The 21,775-nt window shown below is 61.8% G+C and carries 25 protein-coding genes; 7 read left to right on the top strand and 18 right to left on the bottom strand.

Features of this window, described 5'->3' with window-relative positions:
* Window positions 1-332: 332 nt before the first annotated feature.
* The gene (locus tag D6858_RS08515) at window positions 333-1,646 is read right to left on the bottom strand and encodes a dicarboxylate/amino acid:cation symporter (RefSeq protein ID WP_240623805.1); all 1,314 of its coding nucleotides are present in this window, start codon (window positions 1,644-1,646) and stop codon (window positions 333-335) included.
* Between the two features lie 133 nt (window positions 1,647-1,779).
* Window positions 1,780-2,922 carry a succinyl-diaminopimelate desuccinylase gene (dapE, locus tag D6858_RS08510; RefSeq protein WP_120109017.1) on the bottom strand — a complete coding sequence of 381 codons (1,143 nt, stop codon included), beginning with the start codon at window positions 2,920-2,922 and terminating at the stop codon, window positions 1,780-1,782.
* A gap of 53 nt (window positions 2,923-2,975) precedes the next feature.
* Between dapE and D6858_RS08505 the strand changes: the two genes are divergently transcribed.
* Window positions 2,976-3,443 carry a cupin domain-containing protein gene (locus D6858_RS08505; protein WP_120109015.1) on the top strand — a complete coding sequence of 156 codons (468 nt, stop codon included), beginning with the start codon at window positions 2,976-2,978 and terminating at the stop codon, window positions 3,441-3,443.
* Here the strand turns inward: D6858_RS08505 and D6858_RS08500 are convergent.
* Complete coding sequence (locus D6858_RS08500) at window positions 3,440-4,336, bottom strand: S1/P1 nuclease (RefSeq protein WP_240623772.1); 897 nt, start codon at window positions 4,334-4,336, stop codon at window positions 3,440-3,442. The genes D6858_RS08505 and D6858_RS08500 overlap by 4 nt on opposite strands.
* Entirely contained in the window at window positions 4,312-4,980 is a 669-nt protein-coding gene (locus tag D6858_RS08495; RefSeq protein ID WP_120109613.1) for a glutathione S-transferase family protein, read from the bottom strand. The genes D6858_RS08500 and D6858_RS08495 overlap by 25 nt, the downstream gene beginning before the upstream one ends.
* 234 nt (window positions 4,981-5,214) lie before the next feature.
* Between D6858_RS08495 and D6858_RS08490 the strand changes: the two genes are divergently transcribed.
* A complete protein-coding gene (locus D6858_RS08490; protein ID WP_120109011.1) occupies window positions 5,215-5,634 on the top strand; it encodes a VOC family protein in 420 nt (139 codons plus the stop codon).
* Between the two features lie 421 nt (window positions 5,635-6,055).
* Here D6858_RS08490 and yihA read toward each other — a convergent pair whose 3' ends face one another.
* The 6 genes from yihA to D6858_RS08460 form a co-directional block, all read right to left on the bottom strand.
* The gene (gene yihA / locus D6858_RS08485) at window positions 6,056-6,709 is read right to left on the bottom strand and encodes a ribosome biogenesis GTP-binding protein YihA/YsxC (RefSeq protein WP_120109009.1); all 654 of its coding nucleotides are present in this window, start codon (window positions 6,707-6,709) and stop codon (window positions 6,056-6,058) included.
* The gene (gene yidC / locus D6858_RS08480; protein WP_120109007.1) at window positions 6,706-8,502 is read right to left on the bottom strand and encodes a membrane protein insertase YidC; all 1,797 of its coding nucleotides are present in this window, start codon (window positions 8,500-8,502) and stop codon (window positions 6,706-6,708) included. The genes yihA and yidC overlap by 4 nt, the downstream gene beginning before the upstream one ends.
* Before the next feature lie 44 nt (window positions 8,503-8,546).
* Window positions 8,547-8,756, bottom strand: coding sequence for a membrane protein insertion efficiency factor YidD (gene yidD, locus D6858_RS08475; RefSeq protein ID WP_102153604.1), 210 nt, complete (start codon window positions 8,754-8,756; stop codon window positions 8,547-8,549).
* Window positions 8,753-9,118 (bottom strand): ribonuclease P protein component, encoded by a 366-nt coding sequence (rnpA, locus tag D6858_RS08470; RefSeq protein WP_120109005.1) that lies wholly within the window; start codon window positions 9,116-9,118, stop codon window positions 8,753-8,755. The genes yidD and rnpA overlap by 4 nt, the downstream gene beginning before the upstream one ends.
* A 254-nt stretch (window positions 9,119-9,372) precedes the next feature.
* Window positions 9,373-9,507, bottom strand: coding sequence for a 50S ribosomal protein L34 (gene rpmH, locus D6858_RS08465; protein WP_102153709.1), 135 nt, complete (start codon window positions 9,505-9,507; stop codon window positions 9,373-9,375).
* A gap of 87 nt (window positions 9,508-9,594) precedes the next feature.
* Window positions 9,595-10,365 carry an alpha/beta hydrolase gene (locus D6858_RS08460; RefSeq protein WP_420823824.1) on the bottom strand — a complete coding sequence of 257 codons (771 nt, stop codon included), beginning with the start codon at window positions 10,363-10,365 and terminating at the stop codon, window positions 9,595-9,597.
* Window positions 10,366-10,505: 140 nt separating this feature from the next.
* Between D6858_RS08460 and D6858_RS08455 the strand changes: the two genes are divergently transcribed.
* Complete coding sequence (locus D6858_RS08455; protein WP_120109003.1) at window positions 10,506-12,014, top strand: YifB family Mg chelatase-like AAA ATPase; 1,509 nt, start codon at window positions 10,506-10,508, stop codon at window positions 12,012-12,014.
* A gap of 280 nt (window positions 12,015-12,294) precedes the next feature.
* Here D6858_RS08455 and D6858_RS08450 read toward each other — a convergent pair whose 3' ends face one another.
* A complete protein-coding gene (locus D6858_RS08450; protein ID WP_205664904.1) occupies window positions 12,295-12,843 on the bottom strand; it encodes a winged helix-turn-helix transcriptional regulator in 549 nt (182 codons plus the stop codon).
* A gap of 158 nt (window positions 12,844-13,001) precedes the next feature.
* Here D6858_RS08450 and D6858_RS08445 point away from each other — a divergent pair, with 158 nt between their 5' ends.
* Window positions 13,002-13,343, top strand: coding sequence for a CC_3452 family protein (locus D6858_RS08445; RefSeq protein WP_133305264.1), 342 nt, complete (start codon window positions 13,002-13,004; stop codon window positions 13,341-13,343).
* A gap of 90 nt (window positions 13,344-13,433) precedes the next feature.
* On the opposite strand, the gene D6858_RS08440 is transcribed toward D6858_RS08445, so the two are convergent.
* The 3 genes from D6858_RS08440 to galE all read right to left on the bottom strand — a co-directional run bounded on the left by D6858_RS08440 (window position 13,434) and on the right by galE (window position 15,362).
* A complete protein-coding gene (locus D6858_RS08440; RefSeq protein WP_240623771.1) occupies window positions 13,434-14,069 on the bottom strand; it encodes an HAD family hydrolase in 636 nt (211 codons plus the stop codon).
* 73 nt (window positions 14,070-14,142) lie between these two features.
* Window positions 14,143-14,268, bottom strand: coding sequence for a type B 50S ribosomal protein L36 (ykgO, locus tag D6858_RS08435; protein ID WP_050599643.1), 126 nt, complete (start codon window positions 14,266-14,268; stop codon window positions 14,143-14,145).
* An 89-nt stretch (window positions 14,269-14,357) separates the two neighbouring features.
* Window positions 14,358-15,362 carry a UDP-glucose 4-epimerase GalE gene (gene galE / locus D6858_RS08430; protein WP_120108995.1) on the bottom strand — a complete coding sequence of 335 codons (1,005 nt, stop codon included), beginning with the start codon at window positions 15,360-15,362 and terminating at the stop codon, window positions 14,358-14,360.
* Window positions 15,363-15,475: 113 nt separating this feature from the next.
* On the opposite strand from galE, the gene D6858_RS08425 reads away from it, so the two are divergent.
* A complete protein-coding gene (locus D6858_RS08425) occupies window positions 15,476-16,090 on the top strand; it encodes a DUF4136 domain-containing protein (protein ID WP_120108993.1) in 615 nt (204 codons plus the stop codon).
* Window positions 16,087-17,244, top strand: coding sequence for a M14 family metallopeptidase (locus D6858_RS08420; protein WP_120108991.1), 1,158 nt, complete (start codon window positions 16,087-16,089; stop codon window positions 17,242-17,244). Before D6858_RS08425 ends, D6858_RS08420 begins: the two co-directional genes overlap by 4 nt.
* A 72-nt stretch (window positions 17,245-17,316) precedes the next feature.
* Here the strand turns inward: D6858_RS08420 and D6858_RS08415 are convergent, their stop codons facing one another.
* The 4 genes from D6858_RS08415 to D6858_RS08400 all read right to left on the bottom strand — a co-directional run bounded on the left by D6858_RS08415 (window position 17,317) and on the right by D6858_RS08400 (window position 20,075).
* A complete protein-coding gene (locus D6858_RS08415) occupies window positions 17,317-18,336 on the bottom strand; it encodes a S66 peptidase family protein (RefSeq protein ID WP_420823823.1) in 1,020 nt (339 codons plus the stop codon).
* Window positions 18,333-18,737, bottom strand: coding sequence for a cytidine deaminase (locus D6858_RS08410; RefSeq protein ID WP_120108989.1), 405 nt, complete (start codon window positions 18,735-18,737; stop codon window positions 18,333-18,335). The genes D6858_RS08415 and D6858_RS08410 overlap by 4 nt, the downstream gene beginning before the upstream one ends.
* A gap of 131 nt (window positions 18,738-18,868) precedes the next feature.
* Complete coding sequence (locus D6858_RS08405) at window positions 18,869-19,573, bottom strand: glycoside hydrolase family 25 protein (RefSeq protein WP_120108987.1); 705 nt, start codon at window positions 19,571-19,573, stop codon at window positions 18,869-18,871.
* Window positions 19,574-19,580: 7 nt separating this feature from the next.
* Complete coding sequence (locus tag D6858_RS08400; RefSeq protein ID WP_120109607.1) at window positions 19,581-20,075, bottom strand: UPF0262 family protein; 495 nt, start codon at window positions 20,073-20,075, stop codon at window positions 19,581-19,583.
* A 149-nt stretch (window positions 20,076-20,224) separates the two neighbouring features.
* On the opposite strand from D6858_RS08400, the gene D6858_RS08395 reads away from it, so the two are divergent.
* On the top strand, window positions 20,225-21,736 hold the full coding sequence (locus tag D6858_RS08395; protein ID WP_240623804.1) for a replicative DNA helicase: 1,512 nt from the start codon (window positions 20,225-20,227) through the stop codon (window positions 21,734-21,736).
* Window positions 21,737-21,775 lie beyond the last annotated feature (39 nt).

The following is a 21,775-nucleotide window of genomic DNA, read 5'->3' as shown; positions in this document are numbered from 1 at the left end:
TGCGATGGAGGGGATGTTCGGACCATGGATTGCCGCGTCGCTCCGCTCCTCGCAATGACGAGCAGGACAGGGGCATTGGGGGGGCCTTAGTCTTGCCCGCATTACTCCGCTACCCGCCCACCCCTTCGTCATTGCGAACGCAGTGAAGCAATCCATGGATCGACGATGCCGCCCATCGCACCGGTTGCGATGGAGATGACGTGCACTCTTTGGATTGCCGTCTCCCCACCCTTCGTAATGACGGGAAGGACACACCAGCGCTCTGTAACGGTCCACAAAGGCCAGCTTTGCGTCCGCCACACCATCACCCGAAGGCGAATTGGCCCTAAGCCCTATTCGTTCGCCTGCGGGTCGAGGTTCAGCCCCTTGCGCCCATCTTCGGACGTATGGTGCGGTGCCACCGGATCGTCGAGATCGGGATCGCGCATCGGCTGCAGCATCCCTTCCCACTTGGTGATCACGCTCGTCGCGACAGCGTTACCCAGCACATTGGTTGCCGTGCGGCCCATGTCGAGGAAGTGATCGATCGCCAGAACCAGCGCGATGCCTTCGATCGGCAGATCGAACATCGCCAGCGTGGCCGCGATCACCACCAGACTGGCGCGCGGAACGGCGGCAATCCCCTTGGAACTGATCATCAATGTCAGCATGATAATGATCTGCGTGCCAATCGACAGATCGACCCCATATGCCTGCGCGATGAAGATCGTCGCAAAGCTGGCGTACATCATCGAACCATCGAGGTTGAAGCTGTAGCCGAGCGGCACCATCAGGCCGGAAATACGGCGCGGGACACCGAACCGGTCAAGCTGTTCGAACAGCTTGGGCATCGCCGCTTCGCTGGATGCGGTCGAGAATGCAATCAGCACCGGTTGCCGCACATATCGCACCAGCGACAGCGCCCGCCCGCGCAAGAACACCCATCCTGCCAATATGAGCAGCGTCCACAGGATAGCGAGCGCGAAGTAGAATTCGCCAACCAGCCGCGCATAGACAACAAGGATGCCCAGCCCGTTGGCAGCCACTACATTGGCCAGCGCACCAAACACTGCGAAAGGCGCGAACCGCATCACATAGCCGGTGATTTCCAGCATTAGATCAGACAGTGCCTCTGCCCCGCGAACCAGCGGCGCACCGCGTTCGCGCAAGGCAGTCAGCCCGATCCCGGCGAACAGCGCGAAAACGAGGATTTGCAGAACGTTGTTATCGGCCATCGCGCCGATCACGTTCTTCGGGAAGACATGCTCGATGAATTCGTAGAAATCGAGTTTCTTCACTTCGCCCACGGCCTGTGTCGGCGCAGTAATATCCACCCCTACACCCGGCTGGAACAGGTTGACCATCACCAGACCAAGGCTGATCGAAATCAGGCTGGCGATGATGAACCATGCAATCGCGCGAAAACCGATACGCCCCACCGCTGTGCTGTCACCCATATGGGCAAGGCCCGAAACGATCGTGGCGAGCACCAGCGGCGCGACCAGCATTTTGATAAGGTTGAGGAAAATATTGGAAAGCATCTGGAAGCCACGCTCCCAATGCTCGTTCGAGAGGATTCCGGCGAGGTACCCCTCGTGCACCAGCCAGCCCGCGAACACGCCCAGGACAAGCCCGACCATGATGCACGCCGTCAGATGTTTGGTCAGCGCATGAAAGAACCAGCCAAATAGCGATTTCGGTTTATCCGGCACAGGCGTGCTGGCTGGAGCGGCAGTGACCATGGTATTCCCCCGTTGCGATCCCGGCGCTTCGCGTAACAGCGGTTTTGCCGCTACACAATCAGCTTCGCAGAGCCGCCTGTGCAACCCGCGCATAAATCCGCGCCAGTGCCTCCAGATCGGCCATCGCCACCGCTTCGTCCCGCTTGTGCATCGTCGCGTTGCACAGACCGAATTCGATCACCGGGCATACGTCTTTCAGGAACCGCGCATCCGATGTGCCGCCGCTGGTGGACAGTTCGGGTTCGATGCCGGTTTCGGCGCGGATCGCCTCTGTAATCATGGCGGAAAATGCGCCCGGCGGGGTCAGGAAGCTTTCGCCCGAAATCACGGGAATGGCTCTGCCGCCATAACGTGCCGCGATCTCGCTCACTTTCGCACCCAGTTCCGTGCCTGTGTGCAGGTCGTTGAAACGGATAGAGATGCGGGCCTTCGCCAGCGCGGGGATCACGTTGTGCGCCGGATTGCCGACTTCCAGATCGGTGATTTCCAGATTGGAAGCCTGAAACCAGTCGGTTCCTTCATCCAGCACCAGCGCATCCAGTTCGGCCAGCATCGCCACCAGCCGGGGAATCGGATTGTCGGCATTGTGGGGATAGGCGACATGGCCCTGCACACCCTCCACCTCCAGCCAGATATTGACCGACCCGCGCCGCCCGATTTTCACCATATCGCCCAGACGATTGACCGAAGTCGGCTCGCCCACAAGGCATAAGTCTGGCGCAAGGCCGCGTTCGCGCATCCGGTCGATCAGCGCGCGGGTGCCATAAACCGCCGGACCTTCCTCGTCCCCGGTGATGATGAAACTGATCGTCCCTGCATCGGCGGGAATCTGCCCCAGCGCGGCGACCATCGACGCGATCGAGCCTTTCATGTCGACCGCCCCGCGACCGTAGAGCAGATCGCCCCGCCGCTCTGGCGCGAACGGGGCGCTGGTCCACCCTTCCCCCGGCGGCACGACATCGAGATGCCCCGCGAAGGCGAAGTGGCGGCTGCCCGCCGGGCCAGCACGCACGGCCAGCATGTTTTCCACCGGGCCATCGGGCGCCTCGCCCCGCACAAACCGGTCTATCTCAAACCCCAGCGGCACCAGCATCGCTTCCAGTGCATCGAACACCAGCCCCTGAGCAGGTGTTACGCTGGGGCAGGCAATCAGCCGTTCGGCAAGGTCGGTTGCATTTCCGCAAGTGCTGGCATCGGTCATCGGCAAGGCGCTATACCAACCGCAGCAGGCAATCCAGCAAGGTGAACTGTACCATGCCCAAGCTCGATCTCGACGCGATCCCGCAAACCAACCGCACCGGCTATCCCGCTCCGTATGATGGGCCGGTGGAGGGGCGCTGGTATCGCCGCCTCGCCCCTGCTTCTGGTCTGACCCGGATGGGGGCAAGCCATGTCGTGCTCAGACCCGGCGCATGGTCCTCTCAGCGGCATTGGCACCGGGAGGAGGACGAACTGCTCGTCATGCTGGCCGGAGAAGCCGTGCTGATCGAAGACGATGGCGAAACCATGCTGCACCCCGGCGATGTAGTCGCATGGGTCGCCGGGGTTGAGAACGGGCATCACCTGCAAAACCGCAGCGATGCCGATTGCGTATTCGTGGCGATCAGCGCGGGCGACAAGTCGCGCGACAGCGGATCGTATCCCGACATCGATATGCAGTTCGATCCCGATGGATATGCGCGCAAGGATGGCACCCGATACCCGGCCAGACGCACGCCTTAGCCGCGCGGCGTTTCAGGCAACGGCCCCGGTGCGAACGCCTTGTCCAGCGATTGCGCCATGCGGATTCCGGCCTGTTCGATCCGCTTCTGGATCACCGGCACCGATTCCGCGATAACCTCCTGAGTTAACGCCGCATCCTTTGGCAGTGGAGCGGCCCCCGCCGCACAGGCATCGCGCCCGAACGCGGTGCGATAGGCAAAGTCGCGCGCCACCTGCCAGCTTTCGCGGCCCCAGTCGGCGGGCGTACCGCCGCCCAGTGCCGCTTTCTCCGCCGCGGAGTAGTGTCGCACCAGCGACGGCTGCGCGCTGCTGATCGCGCGTTCGGCCATCGGCCCGTCCCAGATCCAGTGCAGGTTCAGCCCTGGCACGATGCCATATTCGGCCTGCACATCGTTGCCGCCGCGATCCTCGTGATCGCCCGAATGCAGCGGCTGGTGGATGTCCCCTACGAAGTGGACGAGGAAGATCAGCGCCTGCAGCCGCACCGCATCGGGCAGGCTTTCATCGGCCAGTATCCGTTCGTTACGGGTGATCTGTGCCGATACGCAGTTGCCCCCGCTGCAGTTCTTGCGCGCCGAATACTCCTCGCAAATAGGTTCGGTCTGGTAATGCCACGCGAAGGTGTAGCCATAGCGCCAGCTGTACTTACGCACGCAGTCGGGCCATACGGCGGCATCTTCCAGACTATGCACCGGGCAGTCGGGCGTGCCGAGTTCGGCGCTTTTCGCGAGTAACCGTGCGATCGCCTTGCGCGTGGCGGGGGAGACGTTGTCCATCGCGATCGCGGCGGTTGTACGGTGGCCATAGCTGCCCCACGCCAGCGCGCTTTGCGGCAACCAGCTGAGCGCCACCGCCGCGAGTGCCGCGATCAGACGGCGGGAACGGTATCCCATTGTTCGATTACCCATTGTTCGTCTTCCGCACCCTTGATCCATGCCTGCATCCAGTCATGTTCCCAGACCGCCTGCATATACGCCTGCGCGAATCCGGGAACGGCAATGCCATAGCTGACGAAGCGGCTGACAACAGGGGCATAAAACACATCGGCCGCCCCGAATGTGCCGAACAGGAACGGTCCTCCATGGCCGAACCGGGCACGCGCCTCTGCCCACAGTTGCAGGATGCGGACCACGTCGGCTTTCACCGGATCGGGCAGTTCCACCCCTTCATGCCGGGCGCGCACGTTCATCGGCAGCGCGCGGCGCAACGGCAGATAGCCGGAGTGCATTTCGGCCACCATCGAACGCGCCATCCCGCGCGCAACATCGTCTTTCGGCCAGAACCGGTCGCGACCGACCTTGTCCCCCAGGTATTCGAGAATCGCCAGGCTGTCCCACACCACCGTTTCGCCATCCCACAGGATCGGCACTTTGCCGCGACTGGGCTGCACTTCGCCCATTGCGCGCTTCGCCTCTTCCCAGTCCTCGCCGCTGATGTTGACGGTCAGCTCTTCGAACGCGAGGCCTGATTGCTTGCAGGCGAGCCACCCCCGCAGCGACCAGCTTGAGTAATTGCGGTTCCCGATGATGAGCTTCACGCGACTTCCTTTTCCATCTGGATCGGGCGGTAGTCGTTCATCCCTGCGCTGTCGAGCCTGAACGGTGGACCGCTTGTTACACTGTCCTGATCCAAAATTGTCGGCTTCCAAGAAACGGGCGAGTGCCTCTTCAAACAGAGCACGGGCTTCGGCAGGAGTGATGCGTGTCATGGCGTGAATATGACGGATCGCCATTATGTAGGAAAATGCGCCCGCGCCGCGTATGGATGCGCGATGACCTTGCGCCCGTTCCACCTCGCCTTCCCCGTTCGCGACCTTGCCGAAGCCCGTGCATTCTACGGCGGTCTGCTGGGATGCGCCGAGGGGCGCAGCGCCGACAGCTGGATCGATTTCGACTTCTACGGCCACCAGATCGTCGCTCACCTCGCGCCGGATATGGGGGGCGACGCAGCAGCCAACCCGGTCGATGGCCACGACGTGCCCGTGCCGCATTTCGGCATCGTACTGACTATGCCCGACTGGCAGACGCTGGCCAACCGGCTGACCGCGGCGGGCATACAGTTCGGCATCGAACCGCATATCCGCTTCAAAGGGCAACCGGGAGAACAAGCTACGATGTTCTTCCGCGACCCAAGCGGCAACGCACTGGAGATGAAAGCATTTGCCAACGACGCGATGTTGTTCGCGACTTAGTGGAGTTGGTGATTGAGGTGTGGGTCTGGGCTGCAGGAGCTGTTGGCCCCCACTTGGGCCTTTCTCCGTTTGATCCGCTGCAAATGATCTCATGCCTCGATGCGGACGTTTGTTGCGCTGGCATTATCTGGCGATGGAAATGCACTTCGATCGCGGAAACGCTCGAATATGCAGGACGCGAAGAGGTCTGCCCCCAGCGATGTCTTCGCTTCCCTGTGCCCGTCACCCCGGACTTGATCCGGGGTCCCGCTTCTGCTGGCATCGCGCTGGAAGATGAGCTGGGCCCCTCTGATCAAGTCCGGGGCGACGAATTAGGAACTGATCTTCACATACATGCGGCGAGCACGTGGCGGGGCCGCCAACTGTTTAAGCCGTATCCATCCATCGATCCACTCACAGCCCGCGAAAGAGCCAATCCGGATCAGCTCTCGGCATCTTCCAGCACGGCCGCTCTAAGTTCCGCGATACCCATGCCCTTCTCGCTGGAGGTGACGTGGATCAGTGGGAATGCCGCGGGGTGCTTGCGCGCTTCCACCTCGACTGCGGCGCGCACTTTCTCCAGTTCGCTGGCTTTCACTTTATCCGCTTTGGTCAGGACGAGGCGATAGCCGACGGCGCTTTCGTCGAGCATCTTCATCATCTCGCGGTCGACATCCTTCAGCCCGTGGCGGCAATCGACCAGCACCAGTGTGCGTTTCAATACCTGACGCCCGCGCAGGAAATCGCGCACCAGATGCTTCCACTTCTCGACGACTTTCACCGGCGCCTTGGCAAAGCCATAGCCCGGCATATCGACCAGCCGCATTTGCAGCGGATCGCCCACGTCGAAGAAGTTCAGTTCCTGCGTGCGGCCCGGGGTCACCGATGTACGCGCGATCGACTTGCGCCCGGTCAGCGCGTTGAGCAACGAGCTTTTGCCGACGTTGGACCGTCCGGCGAATGCCACCTCCGGCACCACCGGATCGGGCAGGAAATGAAGCTGCGGGGCCGAAAGCAGGAAATCGACCGGCCCGGCGAACAGCTTGCGCGCGCGTTCGACCAGTTCGGCCTGCCTGCTTTCTTCCTCGGAGCTCACCCCTTGGCCTTGGCCGACCGTTCCTGGTCAACCTTGTCCTTATCCGCCTGCGCCTTGAGCTGCGGGTGCTTCGAATAGAGGTAGCTCTGCTGGGCCACGGTCAGCAGGTTGCTGGTGATCCAGTAGAGCAACAAACCTGCCGCAAACGGCGCCATCACAAACATCATGATCCACGGCATCAGGCTGAACATCTGGCGCTGGATCGGGTCCATCGCTGTGGGATTGAGCCGGAACGTCGCCCACATCGTAATGCCCAGCAGCACCGCCAGCACACCGATCCCCAAGAAGCTGGGTGGCGTGAACGGCAGCAGACCGAACAGGTTGAGGATGTGCAGCGGATCGGGCGCGGACAAGTCCTTGATCCACAGAATGAACGGCTTGTGCCGCATGTCGATCGACAGCATCAGCACCTTGTACAGCCCGAAGAAGATCGGGATCTGCAACAGCATCGGCAGACACCCGGCCAGCGGGTTTACGCCTTCCGCCTTGTACAAAGCCATGATTTCCTGCTGCTGCTTCTGCTTGTCGTCTTTATAGCGATCCTGCAGCGCCTTCATCTTCGGCTGGATCGCCTTCATCGCGGCCATGCTGGCAAACTGTTTCTGGGCAATCGGGAACATCAGCCCGCGCACGATCAGCGTCAGCAGAATAATCGCCACGCCAAAGTTGCCCGCAAAATCATACAGATGTTTGAGCAGCCACAGGATCGGCTTCTCAACGATGCCGAACCAGCCCCAATCGATTGCGTTGCTGAACTGCGGAATACCGGCCTTCTGATACGCGTTCAGCACGTCGCTTTCCTTGGCCCCGGCGAACATCCGCGTGGTGCGCGAAATCTGGCGGCCGGAGGGCACGGTCAGCGAATCATAGATCACATCGGCGCGGAAGATATCGTTGCCCAACGCGCGGAAATCGGCATCGACCGAAGCGTTCGACTGCGGCACGAGAGCCGACAGCCAATAGATATCGGTGAACCCGATCCACCCCGTCTTGCCATCGGGGGTGGTGGTGCCGGATTCGGCCACGTCCTTGTAATTCGTGCCGAAGTTCACCCCGTCACCGAATTCACCGATTGGCCCGGAATGGATCGTCCACTGATCGACACTGGCCGTCTTGCTGGTGCGATTGATCAGCGCGAACGGGCGCACCATCACACTTTGCCCGCCGGTGTTGGCGACAGTCTGGCGTGCGGTGATCAGGTATTTGTCATCGACCGACAGCTCAATCTTGAATTGCTGACCGACGCCATTGTTCCACGTCAGCGTAACCGGGTTATCGGGGGTGAGCGGACCTTCGCTCGCCTGCCACACCGTCTTGGGATCGGGCACTTTCACGCCCTGACCGATCCACCCGAGCTGCGCGAAGTACTGCGCCGGGGTGCCATCGGGCGAGAACAGGCGGACCGGGCCGCTATCTTTCTCCACGCTCTGGCTATGGCTGGTCAGCGTCAGATCGTCGATCTTCGCACCGACGAGGTTGATCGAACCGGAAACTTCCGGTGCGGCAATCTTCACGCGGTTGGGATCGGCCAGCACGGTTTTCAGATCGCGCGCCTCCAGCGCCTGCTGCGCGGGATCGGTCAGCCCCCCTTCGCGGGTGTGCTTGATGCTCCCGTCATCGGCCGGTGTTGCGGACGAAGCAGTCTTGCCATCCCCCGGAATGGCCGGTGCCGCAGCGGTGGTCTTCGCCGGTTGGTCCGGTTGCGGATACAATCGCTGAACGATGGCCTCCCATCCGAACAGCAACAGGCCGCACAGCACCACGGCAAAAATGAGATTACGCTGATTGTCCAAGAGATCCGATCCCGTTTATGTTCATATCATCAGGGCCAAAAGGTTCAGGGTACTGGGTCATACCCGTGTCCGCCCCAGGGATGACAGCGCAATATACGCTTCAACGCCATCCATCCACCCCTGATTGCACCGTATTTTTCCAGCGCCTCTATCGCATACTGCGAACACGACGGCGCATAGCGGCAACTGGGCGGCAAAATACGGCTCGGCCCCCACTGCCACAAGCGGGCGATCAGAATCAGAGGATATTTCATCGGTTGCGCGCCCGCCGCCGGGGCGGATCGCCCTGCCCCTTCGCCGCGCGCGCCAGAGCCACGCCAAGCTCTTCCCGCAAAGCGGAGAAATCGCGCTCTATCCCGCCGTCGCGGCCAATCAGCACGTGATCGTGGTCCGCCAGCCCTTCGCTGGGCAGCGCGTCGCGCAGCAGTTCGCGAAACCGGCGCTTCATACGGTTGCGAACCACGGCATTGCCGACTCGCTTGGTCACAGTGATCCCAAACCGCTTGCCCCGCCCGCCGTTGGGATGCGCCAGCAGGATGAAACCCGGCCGGGCCACCCGCACCCCGCGATTTGCCGCGAGGAAATCGGCGCGTTTACGTATCGTCTGAACCGTCATGTCGGAAAAACAGATAGGCGCAGCTGCTTGTTGGTGCGAGTCGTTTTGTCGAATCGACGAACGACAGGGCATGGAGGCTGAACCCGGCAGCGAAGGCATAAGCACCGAAGAGTAGGCCTCCCGAGGAGCCGGGGCCGCACGTACGACAACGGGCCCCCGAATCGGGAGCCCGTCAGGTCCGGAGACCATTCGCCGCCAGCCGCAAAGCGGAATGGAGACGAAAACACACGCCCCGCGGGGCGCAGGCCATCAGATCAGGCGGAAAGCTTCTTGCGGCCACGCGCACGACGGGCACGGAGAACATTGCGGCCGCCGGGGGTCGCCTTGCGGGCAAAGAAACCGTGGCGACGGGCACGCACGAGATTGCTGGGCTGGAAAGTCCGCTTCATCGTATCCTCGAAATCAAAAACTGGCACCAATTGCAGCGCCAACAAAAAGGGCCGCCCGCAAAGGCGACCGCCTACAGGTGGGCGCGGTTAGGGTATGCTGCGGCCCAAGTCAAGATATGCGATTTTCGGAGCGGTGACTTGCGTCGTCACATCGGCATAGCGCACAGCGCGCTGCCGCTCGCTCCCCTGACCGATCCAGCCGCGCATGTCCTGCGCGGTCAGCCAGCGGGCATCGGCATTGGGCGTCGAATTGGTCATATCGTAAAACGCACGGGCCTGAGGCGCGCTCATCCCCATCGACTGATAATAATCGACGTATGCCCGATTGACCGGCGAATCGGCAGCAAAGTCCCGCGCTTCGCGTCCGTAGTTATCCTGCCAGGAATGGACGGCGAATTCCGCGCCATCGTCGATCCAGCGTTCCTTCCCCGCCAGAAACAGTTCGACCGCGCCCGAACGCACCGATCCATGAGCGGGAACATGCGTTATCAATCCGGCGGCGCGGATCATCCGGCCAACCATCAGATTCGCAGTGTCGTCATCCGTACCCGGACACTCCACCATTTCGAGCGTAGTGATTTGCGGGTAAGCCCGCATCATCGCCGCGAATGCCCGTGGTGAGCGAGCATCGGTTGCATCGACCAGCGCAGCCCGCCGTGGATCGATCACCCGGAAAGGGCCAAAACGGGCGATTCCCTGTGGGATCGGCGCCGGATCGACAGCCGTGAAACGGCCACCTGCATCGTCCACCCATTCTTCCACGATCGTGACACTGATGACCGTGCGCGCGTAGGCAGGCAGCGCGAAAAGGCTGATAATACAGACAATCAGGGAAATTACGCCACGCATGACCATCATTTCACCCCCTACACCTTGCTAGACACCCAATTAAAATGGTTTCAATATTATTAATTAATAAATATTAACCATATCGAATCGCTTTCGACTTCGCTATTTATTACATCCATTACGTAACAATACGCAAGTAGAGGGTATTCGTGGTCGCACTGGTTCGTACCGTTGCTTATCTTGGTCTGGAGGCGCGGGCGGTGGAGGTGCAGTGTCAGATCGCGCCGGGGCTACCGCGCTTCGCGATAGTTGGCCTGCCCGACAAAGCCGTGGGCGAGAGCCGCGAACGGGTGCAGTCCGCGCTCGCCGCGATGGGGCTGGCGCTGCCGCCCAAGCGGATCACTATCAACCTGTCCCCCGCCGATCTGCCGAAGGAAGGCAGCCATTACGATCTGCCCATCGCGCTCGCTCTGCTGGCCGCGATGGGCGTGACCGACGCCGAGCAGTTGGGCGACTGGATCGCCGTGGGCGAACTGGCGCTCGACGGGCGGATCGCGCCGTCACCGGGGGTCCTGCTGGCCGCGCTCCACGCCAGCGAACATGACGCAGGTCTGATCTGCCCGGCTGTGCAAGGGCCGGAAGCGCGCTGGGCCAGTGGCATTCCGGTGATCGCCGCGCCCGATCTGATCAGCTTGCTCAACCACCTCAAGGGCACCCAGCAACTGCCCACACCGCAGCCGGGCGAAATCGAAGAAGCCGCGCACCTGCCCGATATCCGACAGGTGAAAGGGCAGGAAACCGCCAAGCGCGCACTCGAAATTGCGGCGGCAGGTGGGCACAATCTGCTGATGATCGGCCCACCCGGCGCGGGGAAGAGCCTGCTGGCAAGCTGTCTGCCAGGCATTCTTCCGCCCCTCACCGCATCGGAGGCATTAGAAGTCAGCATGGTGGCATCGGTGGCCGGTACGCTGGAAGGCGGGCGGATCAGTAGGGCGCGCCCGTTCCGCGCGCCTCATCACTCCGCCAGCATTGCCGCATTGACCGGCGGCGGCCTGAAGGTGCGCCCCGGCGAAATCAGCCTCTCCCATCTAGGTGTGCTGTTTCTTGATGAATTGCCGGAATTTCAACGTGCAGTGCTCGATTCACTACGCCAGCCCCTGGAAACCGGCAAAATCGATATCGCGCGCGCCAATGCCCACGTCGCATTCCCCGCGCGTGTGCAACTGGTGGCGGCGATGAACCCCTGCCGCTGCGGCCATCTGGGCGATCCTGCGCTCGCCTGCAGCCGCGCGCCCAGATGCGCGGCCGATTATCAGTCGCGGGTGTCTGGCCCGATGCTCGACCGGATCGATCTCCATGTCGAAGTACAGCCGGTCAGCGCCACCGATCTCTCTCTGCCGCCACCGGAGGAAGGTAGCGCGGAGTTCGCCGCGCGCGTGGCGCGGGCACGGGCACGGCAAACCGATCGCTTCGCCCAAACCGGTGCGCGCACCAATGCCGAACTGACCGGTGAAGCGCTGGACGAATTCGCGACACCGGAAGAGGCAGGGCGAACCTTGCTGTTGCAGGCGGCGGAGCGGATGCGCCTGTCTGCCAGAGGCTACACCCGGATGCTCCGCGTGGCCCGATCAATCGCCGATCTCGCCGGTGCGGAGCGCGTGGGGCGGATTCATGTGGCGGAGGCGCTGTCGTACCGCCGACAACCGCCGCGGGCATAATGATGGGCACGTTGCCCTCTTTCGTCAGCCGGGCCTCCGAAACAGCGTCATTCGGTTACCCACCCACCCCTTCGTCATTGCGAACGCAGTGAAGCAATCCATGGCCTGACGGTTCGGCCCATTGCACCGCTTGTGATCAGCGGCAGCCCTAGGATTGCCGCATCGCTCCGCTGCTCATAATGACGCGACGCGGGGAGCGGTTAGAGATGGTCGTGCCAACAAACGTCGGGGCGAAGGCCGTGAGCGACGAACTATGCGGCCAACTTCAGTTTCAGACCTTTTAGCGCACAGCCTTCAATGCCGGAGCATTTGGCGCACCCCTCACCCGGTCAAAACCGTCAGCAGCGGTCGCCTGTGTACCATCCGCCCGTTTTCCGAGGTCTTCGGGGGCGACAAAGCGCAAATCCTTGCCCGTCAGCCGCCGCCCATCATGCGACACGATCGCGATGGGGCCAATGGGCAACCGGTCCTGTTCATCCACCAGAACCGGGTTTTCGATCACATCGGTGCCGTATTTCTGCCCCCACTGACGCAGAGCGATCATCGCGGGCAGCAGATCGACACCCTTGGCAGTAAGGCGGTATTCGATTCGCCGACGGTCATCGGCGCACGGTTGCCGGTCGAGAATCCCGTGGCTGACCAGCCGGGCAAGCCGGTTGGACAGGATATTGCGCGCGATACCCAGCTCGCTGAGGAATTCTTCGAAATGGTGCAAACCGTTGAAGCTGGCGCGCAAGATCATAAATGACCAGCGCTCCCCCATCACTTCCAGCGCTTCGGGTAAGCCGCAGGCAGTCAGTTCGTGGAGTGGTTCGCGGATATCGCCCATAATCTTCTCGCTTTCACAGCTTCCCTAGCGTCTTTCGCGAATGTCACAAAAGCGAAAGTAAGTTTTCTATTGCAACTTACTTTCGAATTGCATAGGTATCTATTCGCAACTGATATCGATTCGATGTCGGGTTTGACAAGTTGAAAAGGATGCTTCGGATGAACCTCTCCCTCTCCCAATCCGCTCGCCCCATTGCGATTGTCGCCGCGCTTGGCTGGACCGCGCTGACATTTGGCACCGCTCTGGCACCCTCCCCTGCACAGGCGGCGCAAGGTCCGTTCTATCAGGCTGAGCTGGCCTCCGCCGCGGGTAATAACGTTGTCGTCGCGGGCGGAGTGGCATGGCATTGCGCCGAAACCGCCTGCACCGCCGATCGCGCAACCAGTCGACCGGAAATCGTGTGCGCGCGTCTGGCGAAGAAGGCAGGCGATGTCACGTCATTCTCTGCCGATGGCAAAGCGCTGGACGAAGCGAAACTGGCGCGTTGCAACGGCAACTAATTCCCGACCGTCCCCTCCTCTCCATAAAGCGGGACGGACATTACGCCCCCGGTCAGCCAATGGCCGGGGGCTTTTTTGTGAAATCGCGGATCAGATCAACCCACGTGCGACAAGATCGGCCTCCAGCACATCTGCCGCGCCAAAATGGTGAACCTGCCAGCCCAGCGAGCGGGCACTTGCGATGTTGGCGGCATTGTCGTCGATAAACAGCATCGTTTGCGGATCGCGACCGAACCGCTGCGCCGCCAGTTGAAAGATGGCCGGGTCAGGCTTGGCCAGTTTCTCTTGCCCGGACACGACGATATCGCGCATCCGATCGAGCGGCGGGCAAGTCGGCCGGAACATCTGCCAGAATTCCGCGCCGAAGTTGGTGATCGCGTAGAGCGGCACACCGCGCATGTGCAGGCGTTCGACGAGGGCGGCACTACCGGGCACCGGGCCTGGCACGGTTTCGAGAAAGCGCGTGGCATATGCCGCGATCAGATCGGCATATTGCGGAAATTCCGCCTGCCGCGCGGGCACCATTTCCGCCAGCGGCACCCCGGCATCGTGCTGAAAGTGCCATTGTTCGGTAACGACATTGGCCAGAAACCAGTCGAGTTCGTCCGGGTCGGCAATCAGCTTGGCGAACAGCGCCCTCAGATCCCATTGCACCAGCACACGGCCAACGTCGAAAACGACGGCCTCGACCGATGGGGCAGGGAGATTTTCGTTCGTATCGGTCACGCAAAAAGCCCCCGCTTTCGCAGGGGCCCTCTGTCTTTTTTGGCGCCGCGAGCGAATCGCGGCGGCACTGCCATCAGCCCTGACGCGCCTTGAAGCGACGGTTGGTCTTGTTGATGACATAAGTGCGCCCACGGCGACGGATCACGCGGCAATCGCGGTGACGGCCCTTGAGCGACTTGAGGCTGTTGCGGATCTTCATGGGTTGCGCTTTCCAAAAATTTCGGCACCGGAGATGCGCTCCGATGCCGCAAAATCAAGCCGCGCCCCTAAGGGTACGGCGGGGCAAAGTCAACCGCCACCACGGATTTCGCCAAGCTTTCGCTCCCACGCCAGTGCATGGCCGACAATCGTGTCGAGATCGGCATATTGCGGCTGCCACGGCAAAGTCTGGCGGATCAGCCCCGGATCACTGACCAGCTTGCCCGGATCGCCTGCCCGGCGCGGTTCCATCCGGCGCACGATCGTGCGGTTGGTCACCCGATCGACTGCGTCGAGCACTTCGAGCACGGAAAAGCCCCGGCCATATCCGCAATTCATCGTCAGCGACCGGTCGGGCTGCGCCACCAGCGCTTCGAGCGCCAGCACATGTGCCGCTGCCAGATCGGACACGTGAATGTAATCGCGTACTCCGGTCCCATCGAGCGTATCGTAATCGGTACCAAACACCGCAACGTGATCGCGCTTCCCCAATGCCGCTTCGACCGCGACCTTGATCAGATGAGTCGCCCCGGCGGTCGATTGCCCGGTGCGGGCGCGGGGATCGGCACCGGCCACATTGAAATAACGCAGCGCGCAATAGTTCAGCGGGTGTGCAAAGGCGGTATCGGCCAGCATCCGCTCCGTCATTAGTTTCGACCAGCCATAGGGGTTGATCGGAACCGTGGGGGTCTGCTCGGTCACTGTATCGGTGCCCGGCATACCATATGTCGCCGCCGTGGAACTGAAGATCATATGCGGCACACCGGCATCGACCAGAGCAGCGATCAGCGCCCGACTGCGGACAGTGTTGTTGTCGTAATACTTGAGCGGATTCGCTACCGATTCGGGCACCACCACCGAACCGGCGAAATGCATCACGGCACCGATACCCTGCTCGGCAACGATGCGAGCGATCAGCCCGGCATCGGCGATGTCGCCTTCATAAAAGGCCACGTCATCAGGCACCGCAAACCGAAACCCGGTGACAAGATTATCAATCACCGCAACACGATAACCGGCATCGCGCAAAGCGAGAACGGCATGGCTGCCGATATAGCCGGCGCCGCCGGTAACGAGCACGTTTGGATTGATCATGACGGGCGTGCTACCACAACTGCACAAAGATAGAGTTAAGCGAGCTCCATTCACCGCCGGGACAGGGCATTTGGTCCAAGCTTGTGCGTGAACCATTCGGGATTTTATCTGCCATGCGCATCAAACCTGCTCTCTTCGCCATTCCGGCCCTGATGCTTTCACCGGCTCTGGCAGAGCCTGTGGCAGCGGCAGAAGTGGAAGTCACGCGCTTCCACACCCCCGAATCCCTCGCCGGGGCGCAACCGGGACCGATCGCGCTGGTCGTCGGCAATGGTTTCGAAGGCAGCGATCTGGAAGCGCGCGCCTGGCTCGATGCAGTGGGCGCTGCTCTGACCGAACAAGGGTTTACTATCGATCCCGAAGCCACGCGGATGGCGCGCATCTCTCTCACCCAGAAGGTATTCAAAGACGATTCCTCGCGTCGCAACAGCGGGGTCAGCGTGGGCGTGGGTGTCGGGGGAGGCAATTATGGTCGCAGCAGTGGGGTAAATCTCGGCGTTGGCCTCGGCTTCCTGCTTGGCGGCAAGAAATCGCGCGAACAACTGGCGACCACTCTGGAGGTTGTATTCGAAGATGCAGCGGGCACTCACCTGTGGGAAGGCCGCGCGCAAACGAATCTGAAAGCCAGCGCAAAAGACGCGCAACCAGCAAAACTTGCGCCTGAAATGGCGGAAGCGCTGTTCTCCGGGTTCCCAGGAGAATCGGGAGCGACTATCGAGGTCAAATGACCTCATCGCAAAACACCCCGCCCGCCATCCGCATCGATTCTCAATTCGATAGCGGCAATATCGAAGTTCTCAGCGTGGACGGCGCAACTGCCCGCCTCGCGATCCCGCACGACCATATGAGCGAATTTCGCCAGTGGTTCCATTTCCGCGTTTCGGGCGCGGCGGGGCGCGAACTGGTGCTCAAGATCGTCGATCTTGAAACATCGGCTTACCCGGCAGGCTGGCCCGGCTATCGCGCCTGCGTGAGCGAAGACCGCGATTTCTGGGGCCGCGCCGACAGCGAATACGACGCGAAGGCTGATGGCGGCACGCTGACCATACGTTACACCCCGGCCAGCGATCTGGCATGGTTCGCGTATTTTGCGCCCTATTCGATGGAGCGGCATCACGATCTGGTATCGGAAGCCGCCGCCAGCGAAGGCGTTTCCTATCGCGCGCTCGGCACCACGCTCGATGGGCAGACCATCGATTGCCTCGAACTGGGCGAAGGTGACAAGCAGGTGTGGCTCTATGCCCGCCAGCATCCGGGCGAATCGATGGCCGAATGGTGGATGGAAGGCGCGCTCGAATGCCTGACCGATCCCGCCGATCCCATCGGCCGCGCGCTACGCCAGCGGTGCCGGTTCCATATCGTGCCCAACTGCAACCCCGACGGCAGCCGTCGGGGCCATCTGCGGACCAATGCCGTGGGCACCAACCTCAACCGCGAATGGGAAACCCCCAGCGCCGATAAGTCGCCCGAAGTGCTGGCGATCCGCAATGCGATGGACGCCACCGGCGTCGATTTCGCAATGGACGTGCATGGGGACGAAGCGATCCCCGCTGTGTTTCTGGCCGGATTCGAAGGTATCCCCAGCTGGACCGATGATCTGGGCGATAAATACTATCGCTATCGCGCGATCCTCGAACGGCGCACACCCGATTTCCAGACCGCGAAAGGCTATGCCGTGTCGAAGCCCGGCACTGCAAACCTTTCCATGAGCACCAACCAGCTGGCCGAACGTTTCGGTGCCTGCTCGATGACATTGGAAATGCCATTCAAGGATAACGACGACCTGCCCGATGCCGAACAGGGGTGGAGCCCGGAACGCTGCCAGATTCTGGGCCGCGATTGTCTGGCCAGCTTGCTGGAATGGCTCGACGAAGGGAACTGAGATTTACGGCCTGCGGCGGGAACGTCGCAGGCCTCATTCACCATTCGAAAACAAGGCTTGCCGCCTTGCGAGCTAGACGACAATCGGCTCCAGCAGCCGGATGGTCCGCGCATCGGCATCCAGTTCGACTTGCCCGCCCGATGGCACGCATAGCTGGTTGCGGACATGGCCGATATTGGCCCCTGTAAACGCCGGTATTCCCAACGGGCCAAGATACTGATCGATCACCTGATCGAGTGTGAAGCCATCGTAATCGGCGTCGGTCGTGCGGCAATCGGTGCATTGGCCGAAGACGATTCCGTTGATCCGCTCCAGCACACCTGCCAGTCGCAATTGCTGGAACATCCGGTCGATCCGGTATTCGGATTCCCCGATATCTTCCAGAAACAGGATTGCACCTGTGAAATCGGGCATCCACGGTGTGCCCATCAAAGTCGACACGATCGTGAGATTTCCGCCCAGTAGCTTGCCCCGTGCCTGGCCACCACGGATCGTCCGTCCCGGTCGCCCCACGGCCTGTTCTTCCGCAATGCCGCCCAGTGTCGGGGTACCGGCTGCGAAGGCGAGACGCCAGAAGCTCTCCCACTGTTCCTTCGGCCAGCTACTGGTCGCGTTGCCGCCGTGGATCGTCGGATATCCCGCCTTCGCCGCGAACGACAGGTGCAGCGCGGTAATATCGCTGAACCCCATAAACAGCTTGGGATTGGCGCGAATCGTGTTCCAATCCAGCAACGGCAACAGGCGGGCACCGCCCCAGCCGCCGCGGGCACCGAACACCGCCCGCACTTCGGGGTCGGCATACATCGCATTGATGTCGGCAGCGCGATGGGCATCGGTGCCCGCCAGATAGCCATCGCGATCGCCCGCATGCGGGCCAACTTTCGGCACCAGCCCCATGCCGCGCAGCCAGTGCTCGGCATTTTCGAGCTTGTCTTCCGAACTCAGCGCGCTCGACGGGGCAACAATGCCGACGACATCGCCCGCTTTCAGGCGCGGCGGCAGATTGCGGGTTTTCGCCGTCGCCCGCAGCGGCATTCCCGCCATCGCAGCGAGAACGCCTGCCCCCGCAAGTGCACCGCGCCGGTCGATCACGACAGGCTCGCCGGACCGAATGCGTCGGGCAACAGCGCGCTCAACGTCACGCGCCGCACCTCACTTGCGCCCACGCACAATATCTGCGGGTCGGTGCTGCCCAGTTGCGCCAGTTCGTTGAGCACCTGACGGCAGCGTCCACAGGGCGTAATCGGTTCATCGGTCGGCCCTGTCACTGCCACTTTGACCAGACCGCCACGTACTCCGTCGGCCATCGCTTTCGATACCGCCACTGTCTCCGCACACAGCGCGAGGCCGTAGCTGGCGTTTTCGATATTGGTGCCCGTCACCACGCTGCCGTCGGCAAACAACAGCGCCGCGCCGACCGCAAATTGCGAATAAGGGGAGTATGAATGCGCGGCAGCGCCACGGGCGGCATCGATCAGATCGGCATCGGTCATCCCACCTGCTTACTATGCGTCTGCCTAGCTGGCGAGTGTCGAGAATATCACGGGGCTTAACCTGCGGTTATTGGCTGATGCCATTGGGGGTGTCTGTTAAACTCTCAAGCGCCTCAAACCGTGCTGGGTTGCTATGGCTGTACCACCACCCAGCGCAATGGCTGATCCGCCGCCGGGCTATCGAGCCTGCGATTGGCAGTCCACAGCAACCACGGACGCTTGGCATATGTCGGGCGGAAACGGGTGCCTTCCACCCACAGGTTACGCTCGAACCGTTCCGCCAAACCATAGCGCGCCTCGAATCCCCGCGAAATCTTAAGGATCGCATGTTTGCCCGCATGGGCTTCGATCTGATTGATCAGCGTCATCAGCTCGCTTTCCACGGCTGCCTCGCTTACCCGTTGCGGGCAATCATCCGCTGTCCGGTCGAGCGCGATGGCAGGTGGCAGGAGATTGCCACCGCGCGGGACGATAGTGACGAAATTGGCCGACTGACCATCGGCCAATACGCACGGATCGAAGCGATGCACCGCACCGACTTTCAGGCCCGCTGCGCTGGCCGCCGCGAGATCGGTGGCAAAGCGCCTGTTCGCACCCTTCTCCCCATCGCTGGCGTCGATATAGGCGAACTTCGCACCCAGCGCGCGCAGAGTGCGGAAATTGACCGCGCCATCAGCGGCACCGACTTCGACCCCCTGATCGGGATATTCTGCCACTGGCGGCATCCAGTTTTGCAAGTGCCACCAAAACCAGCCCGCGCCGATCAGCACGATCAGCGCCAACGCGCCAATTGCCCGCAACCGCCAGCCGGTTGCCGCCTTCCTTTTGCGCGCCATGCCCGCCTCAGCCCTTGATGTGGAGAACGCAGATCAGCGTGAACAGTCGCCGCGCCGTCGCGTGATCGGTTTCCACTTTTCCTTCCAGCCGTTCCATCAACAACGCAGCGGCATCGTTGTGAATCGCCCGGCGCGCCATATCGATGGTCTCGATTTCCTGTGCAGTGGCCTTGCGGATCGCCTGATAGTAGCTGTCGCAGATCGCAAAGTATTCGCGGATGGGGCGCCGAAAACGCGCAAGCCCCAGCAACAGGGTTTCCAGCGGCTGCCCATCTTCGGTGGAGATCGCCAGCGCAAGCCGCCCTTCCGGCACCGACAGCGCGAGATTGTATGGCCCGTTATGCCCAGCCTCCACCGCACGGATCGGTTTGAAGGCGTTTTCTTCGATCAGGTCGTAAATCGCCACGCGCCGTTCCTGTTCGACATCGGCATTGCGCCAGAGGATCGTATCCTCGTCTAACGTGATATGGGCGATGCGCCAGGTGGGCTTGAAATCGGACATGATCGAAAGCTGCCTTTCGCAGACCAGCCGGGTATCCCGCAAGGCCAAACCTGCGCCATCCCCGCTATCCACAACCCGGTGTGGTATCGCAGCCCTTGCCAACGACGGGGCCGGAAGCGCAAGACGCGCGAATGCCCGAACAAGACCTCATGTTGCGCCAGCCCGAAACCACCGCCACCGGGGCCACTGCGCCCGTCATCCGTGCGCTACCCGCAAATATCGAAGCAGAGGCGGCGTTCCTAGGCGCGATCCTGATCGACAATCGCGTGCTGGAAGAACTGGGCACCCCGATTCGCGCGCAGCATTTCTTCGAACCGGTCCACCAGCGGGTGTTCGAACGGATCGTCAGCCTGCTCGATCGCAATGCCGTGGTCACGCCGGTCACCCTCAAACCCTATTTCGAAGCGGACGAAGCGCTGAAGGAACTGGGTGGAATCACTTATCTCGCCCAACTGACCGCCGATGGGCAGGGCCTGCTCGCCCCGCGTGAACTGGCCGAACAGATTTACGATCTGGCTCTGCTGCGCGAGCTGGTGTCGGTCGGACGCAATCTGGTGGAAGGCGCGCTGGACACCAGCGAATCGGTCGCTCCGCTCGAACAGATCGAACACGCCGAAGCGGCGCTGTTTCAGGTGGCCGAAGGGGCATCGAGCCAGAACGAAGCATCCAGCTTCGGGCAGGCAACGAACAAGGCGCTCGGCCAGATCGAGAAAGCGATCAATTCAGGCGGCCATATCGCAGGCAAGACCACCGGCTTCACATCGGTGAACGACAAGATCGGTGGTCTGCACGATTCCGACCTCGTGATCCTGGCCGGGCGTCCCGGCATGGGCAAGACCTCGCTGGCGACCAATATCGCCTTCAATTGCGCCAACCGCCTGTTGCGCGACCGAGTGGACGGGATCGACGACAAGGCATCGGTGGGCGCAGGCGTCGCCTTCTTCAGTCTGGAAATGAGCGCCGACCAGCTTGCCACGCGTATTCTGGCCGAAGTCGCGGAAATTTCCAGCGAAGCGCTGCGTATGGGGCGGCTGAGCCGGGACGAGTTCCAGCAATTGTCGTTCGCCAGCCAGAAACTGTCCGAACTGCCGCTCTATATCGACGACACGCCTGCGCTCAGCATTGCCGCGCTGCGCGCGCGTGCGCGCCGGTTGAAGCGGCGGCACAATATCGGGCTGATCGTGGTCGACTATCTGCAACTGTTGCAGGGATCGGGCCGCGCCAACGACAACCGCGTAAACGAAATTTCCGAGATCAGCCGCGGCCTGAAAACGCTGGCGAAAGAACTGGAACTGCCGGTGATCGCGCTGTCCCAGCTCAGCCGCGCAGTCGAACAGCGCGACGACAAGCGCCCGATGCTGTCCGACTTGCGCGAATCCGGCTCGATCGAGCAGGACGCGGATATGGTCTGGTTCGTCTATCGCGAAGACTATTACATCGCCGCCAAGGAACCCAAAGTGCCGCAGGCGGACGACGATGCGAACGTACACGATGCCCACAGCGCATGGGCAGCGGAAATGGAACGGGTGCACGGCATCGCCGAACTGATCGTGGCCAAGCAACGCCACGGTGCCACCGGCAAAGTCCGCCTCAAATTCGAAGCGAAATACACCAAGTTCTCCGACCTGGCGCAGGACGACCGCGGTTACGGATACGACTGAGGTATCAGCCACGCGCCCACCGGGGCTGCACGGTGGCGC

This window comes from Tsuneonella suprasediminis (assembly GCF_003605755.1).
Lineage (GTDB): Bacteria > Pseudomonadota > Alphaproteobacteria > Sphingomonadales > Sphingomonadaceae > Tsuneonella > Tsuneonella suprasediminis.
This window is presented reverse-complemented; position numbering and strand designations above follow the sequence as displayed.

Excerpts from the sequence above, each read along its gene's own strand:
- D6858_RS08445 (WP_133305264.1), top strand. The coding sequence starts at position 13,002 with ATGAACCTCTCCCTCTCCCAATCCGCTCGCCCCATTGCGATTGTCGCC.
- rnpA (WP_120109005.1), bottom strand. The coding sequence starts at position 9,118 with ATGACGGTTCAGACGATACGTAAACGCGCCGATTTCCTCGCGGCAAAT.
- D6858_RS08450 (WP_205664904.1), bottom strand. The coding sequence starts at position 12,843 with ATGGGCGATATCCGCGAACCACTCCACGAACTGACTGCCTGCGGCTTA.
- ykgO (WP_050599643.1), bottom strand. The coding sequence starts at position 14,268 with ATGAAGATCCGCAACAGCCTCAAGTCGCTCAAGGGCCGTCACCGCGAT.
- D6858_RS08405 (WP_120108987.1), bottom strand. The coding sequence starts at position 19,573 with ATGGCGCGCAAAAGGAAGGCGGCAACCGGCTGGCGGTTGCGGGCAATT.
- yidD (WP_102153604.1), bottom strand. The coding sequence starts at position 8,756 with ATGAAATATCCTCTGATTCTGATCGCCCGCTTGTGGCAGTGGGGGCCG.
- D6858_RS08400 (WP_120109607.1), bottom strand. The coding sequence starts at position 20,075 with ATGTCCGATTTCAAGCCCACCTGGCGCATCGCCCATATCACGTTAGAC.
- D6858_RS08460 (WP_420823824.1), bottom strand. The coding sequence starts at position 10,365 with ATGATGGTCATGCGTGGCGTAATTTCCCTGATTGTCTGTATTATCAGC.
- D6858_RS08500 (WP_240623772.1), bottom strand. The coding sequence starts at position 4,336 with ATGGGATACCGTTCCCGCCGTCTGATCGCGGCACTCGCGGCGGTGGCG.
- D6858_RS08490 (WP_120109011.1), top strand. The coding sequence starts at position 5,215 with ATGACCTTGCGCCCGTTCCACCTCGCCTTCCCCGTTCGCGACCTTGCC.
- D6858_RS08395 (WP_240623804.1), top strand. The coding sequence starts at position 20,225 with ATGTTGCGCCAGCCCGAAACCACCGCCACCGGGGCCACTGCGCCCGTC.
- D6858_RS08410 (WP_120108989.1), bottom strand. The coding sequence starts at position 18,737 with ATGACCGATGCCGATCTGATCGATGCCGCCCGTGGCGCTGCCGCGCAT.
- D6858_RS08425 (WP_120108993.1), top strand. The coding sequence starts at position 15,476 with ATGCGCATCAAACCTGCTCTCTTCGCCATTCCGGCCCTGATGCTTTCA.
- dapE (WP_120109017.1), bottom strand. The coding sequence starts at position 2,922 with ATGACCGATGCCAGCACTTGCGGAAATGCAACCGACCTTGCCGAACGG.
- D6858_RS08505 (WP_120109015.1), top strand. The coding sequence starts at position 2,976 with ATGCCCAAGCTCGATCTCGACGCGATCCCGCAAACCAACCGCACCGGC.
- galE (WP_120108995.1), bottom strand. The coding sequence starts at position 15,362 with ATGATCAATCCAAACGTGCTCGTTACCGGCGGCGCCGGCTATATCGGC.
- D6858_RS08420 (WP_120108991.1), top strand. The coding sequence starts at position 16,087 with ATGACCTCATCGCAAAACACCCCGCCCGCCATCCGCATCGATTCTCAA.
- rpmH (WP_102153709.1), bottom strand. The coding sequence starts at position 9,507 with ATGAAGCGGACTTTCCAGCCCAGCAATCTCGTGCGTGCCCGTCGCCAC.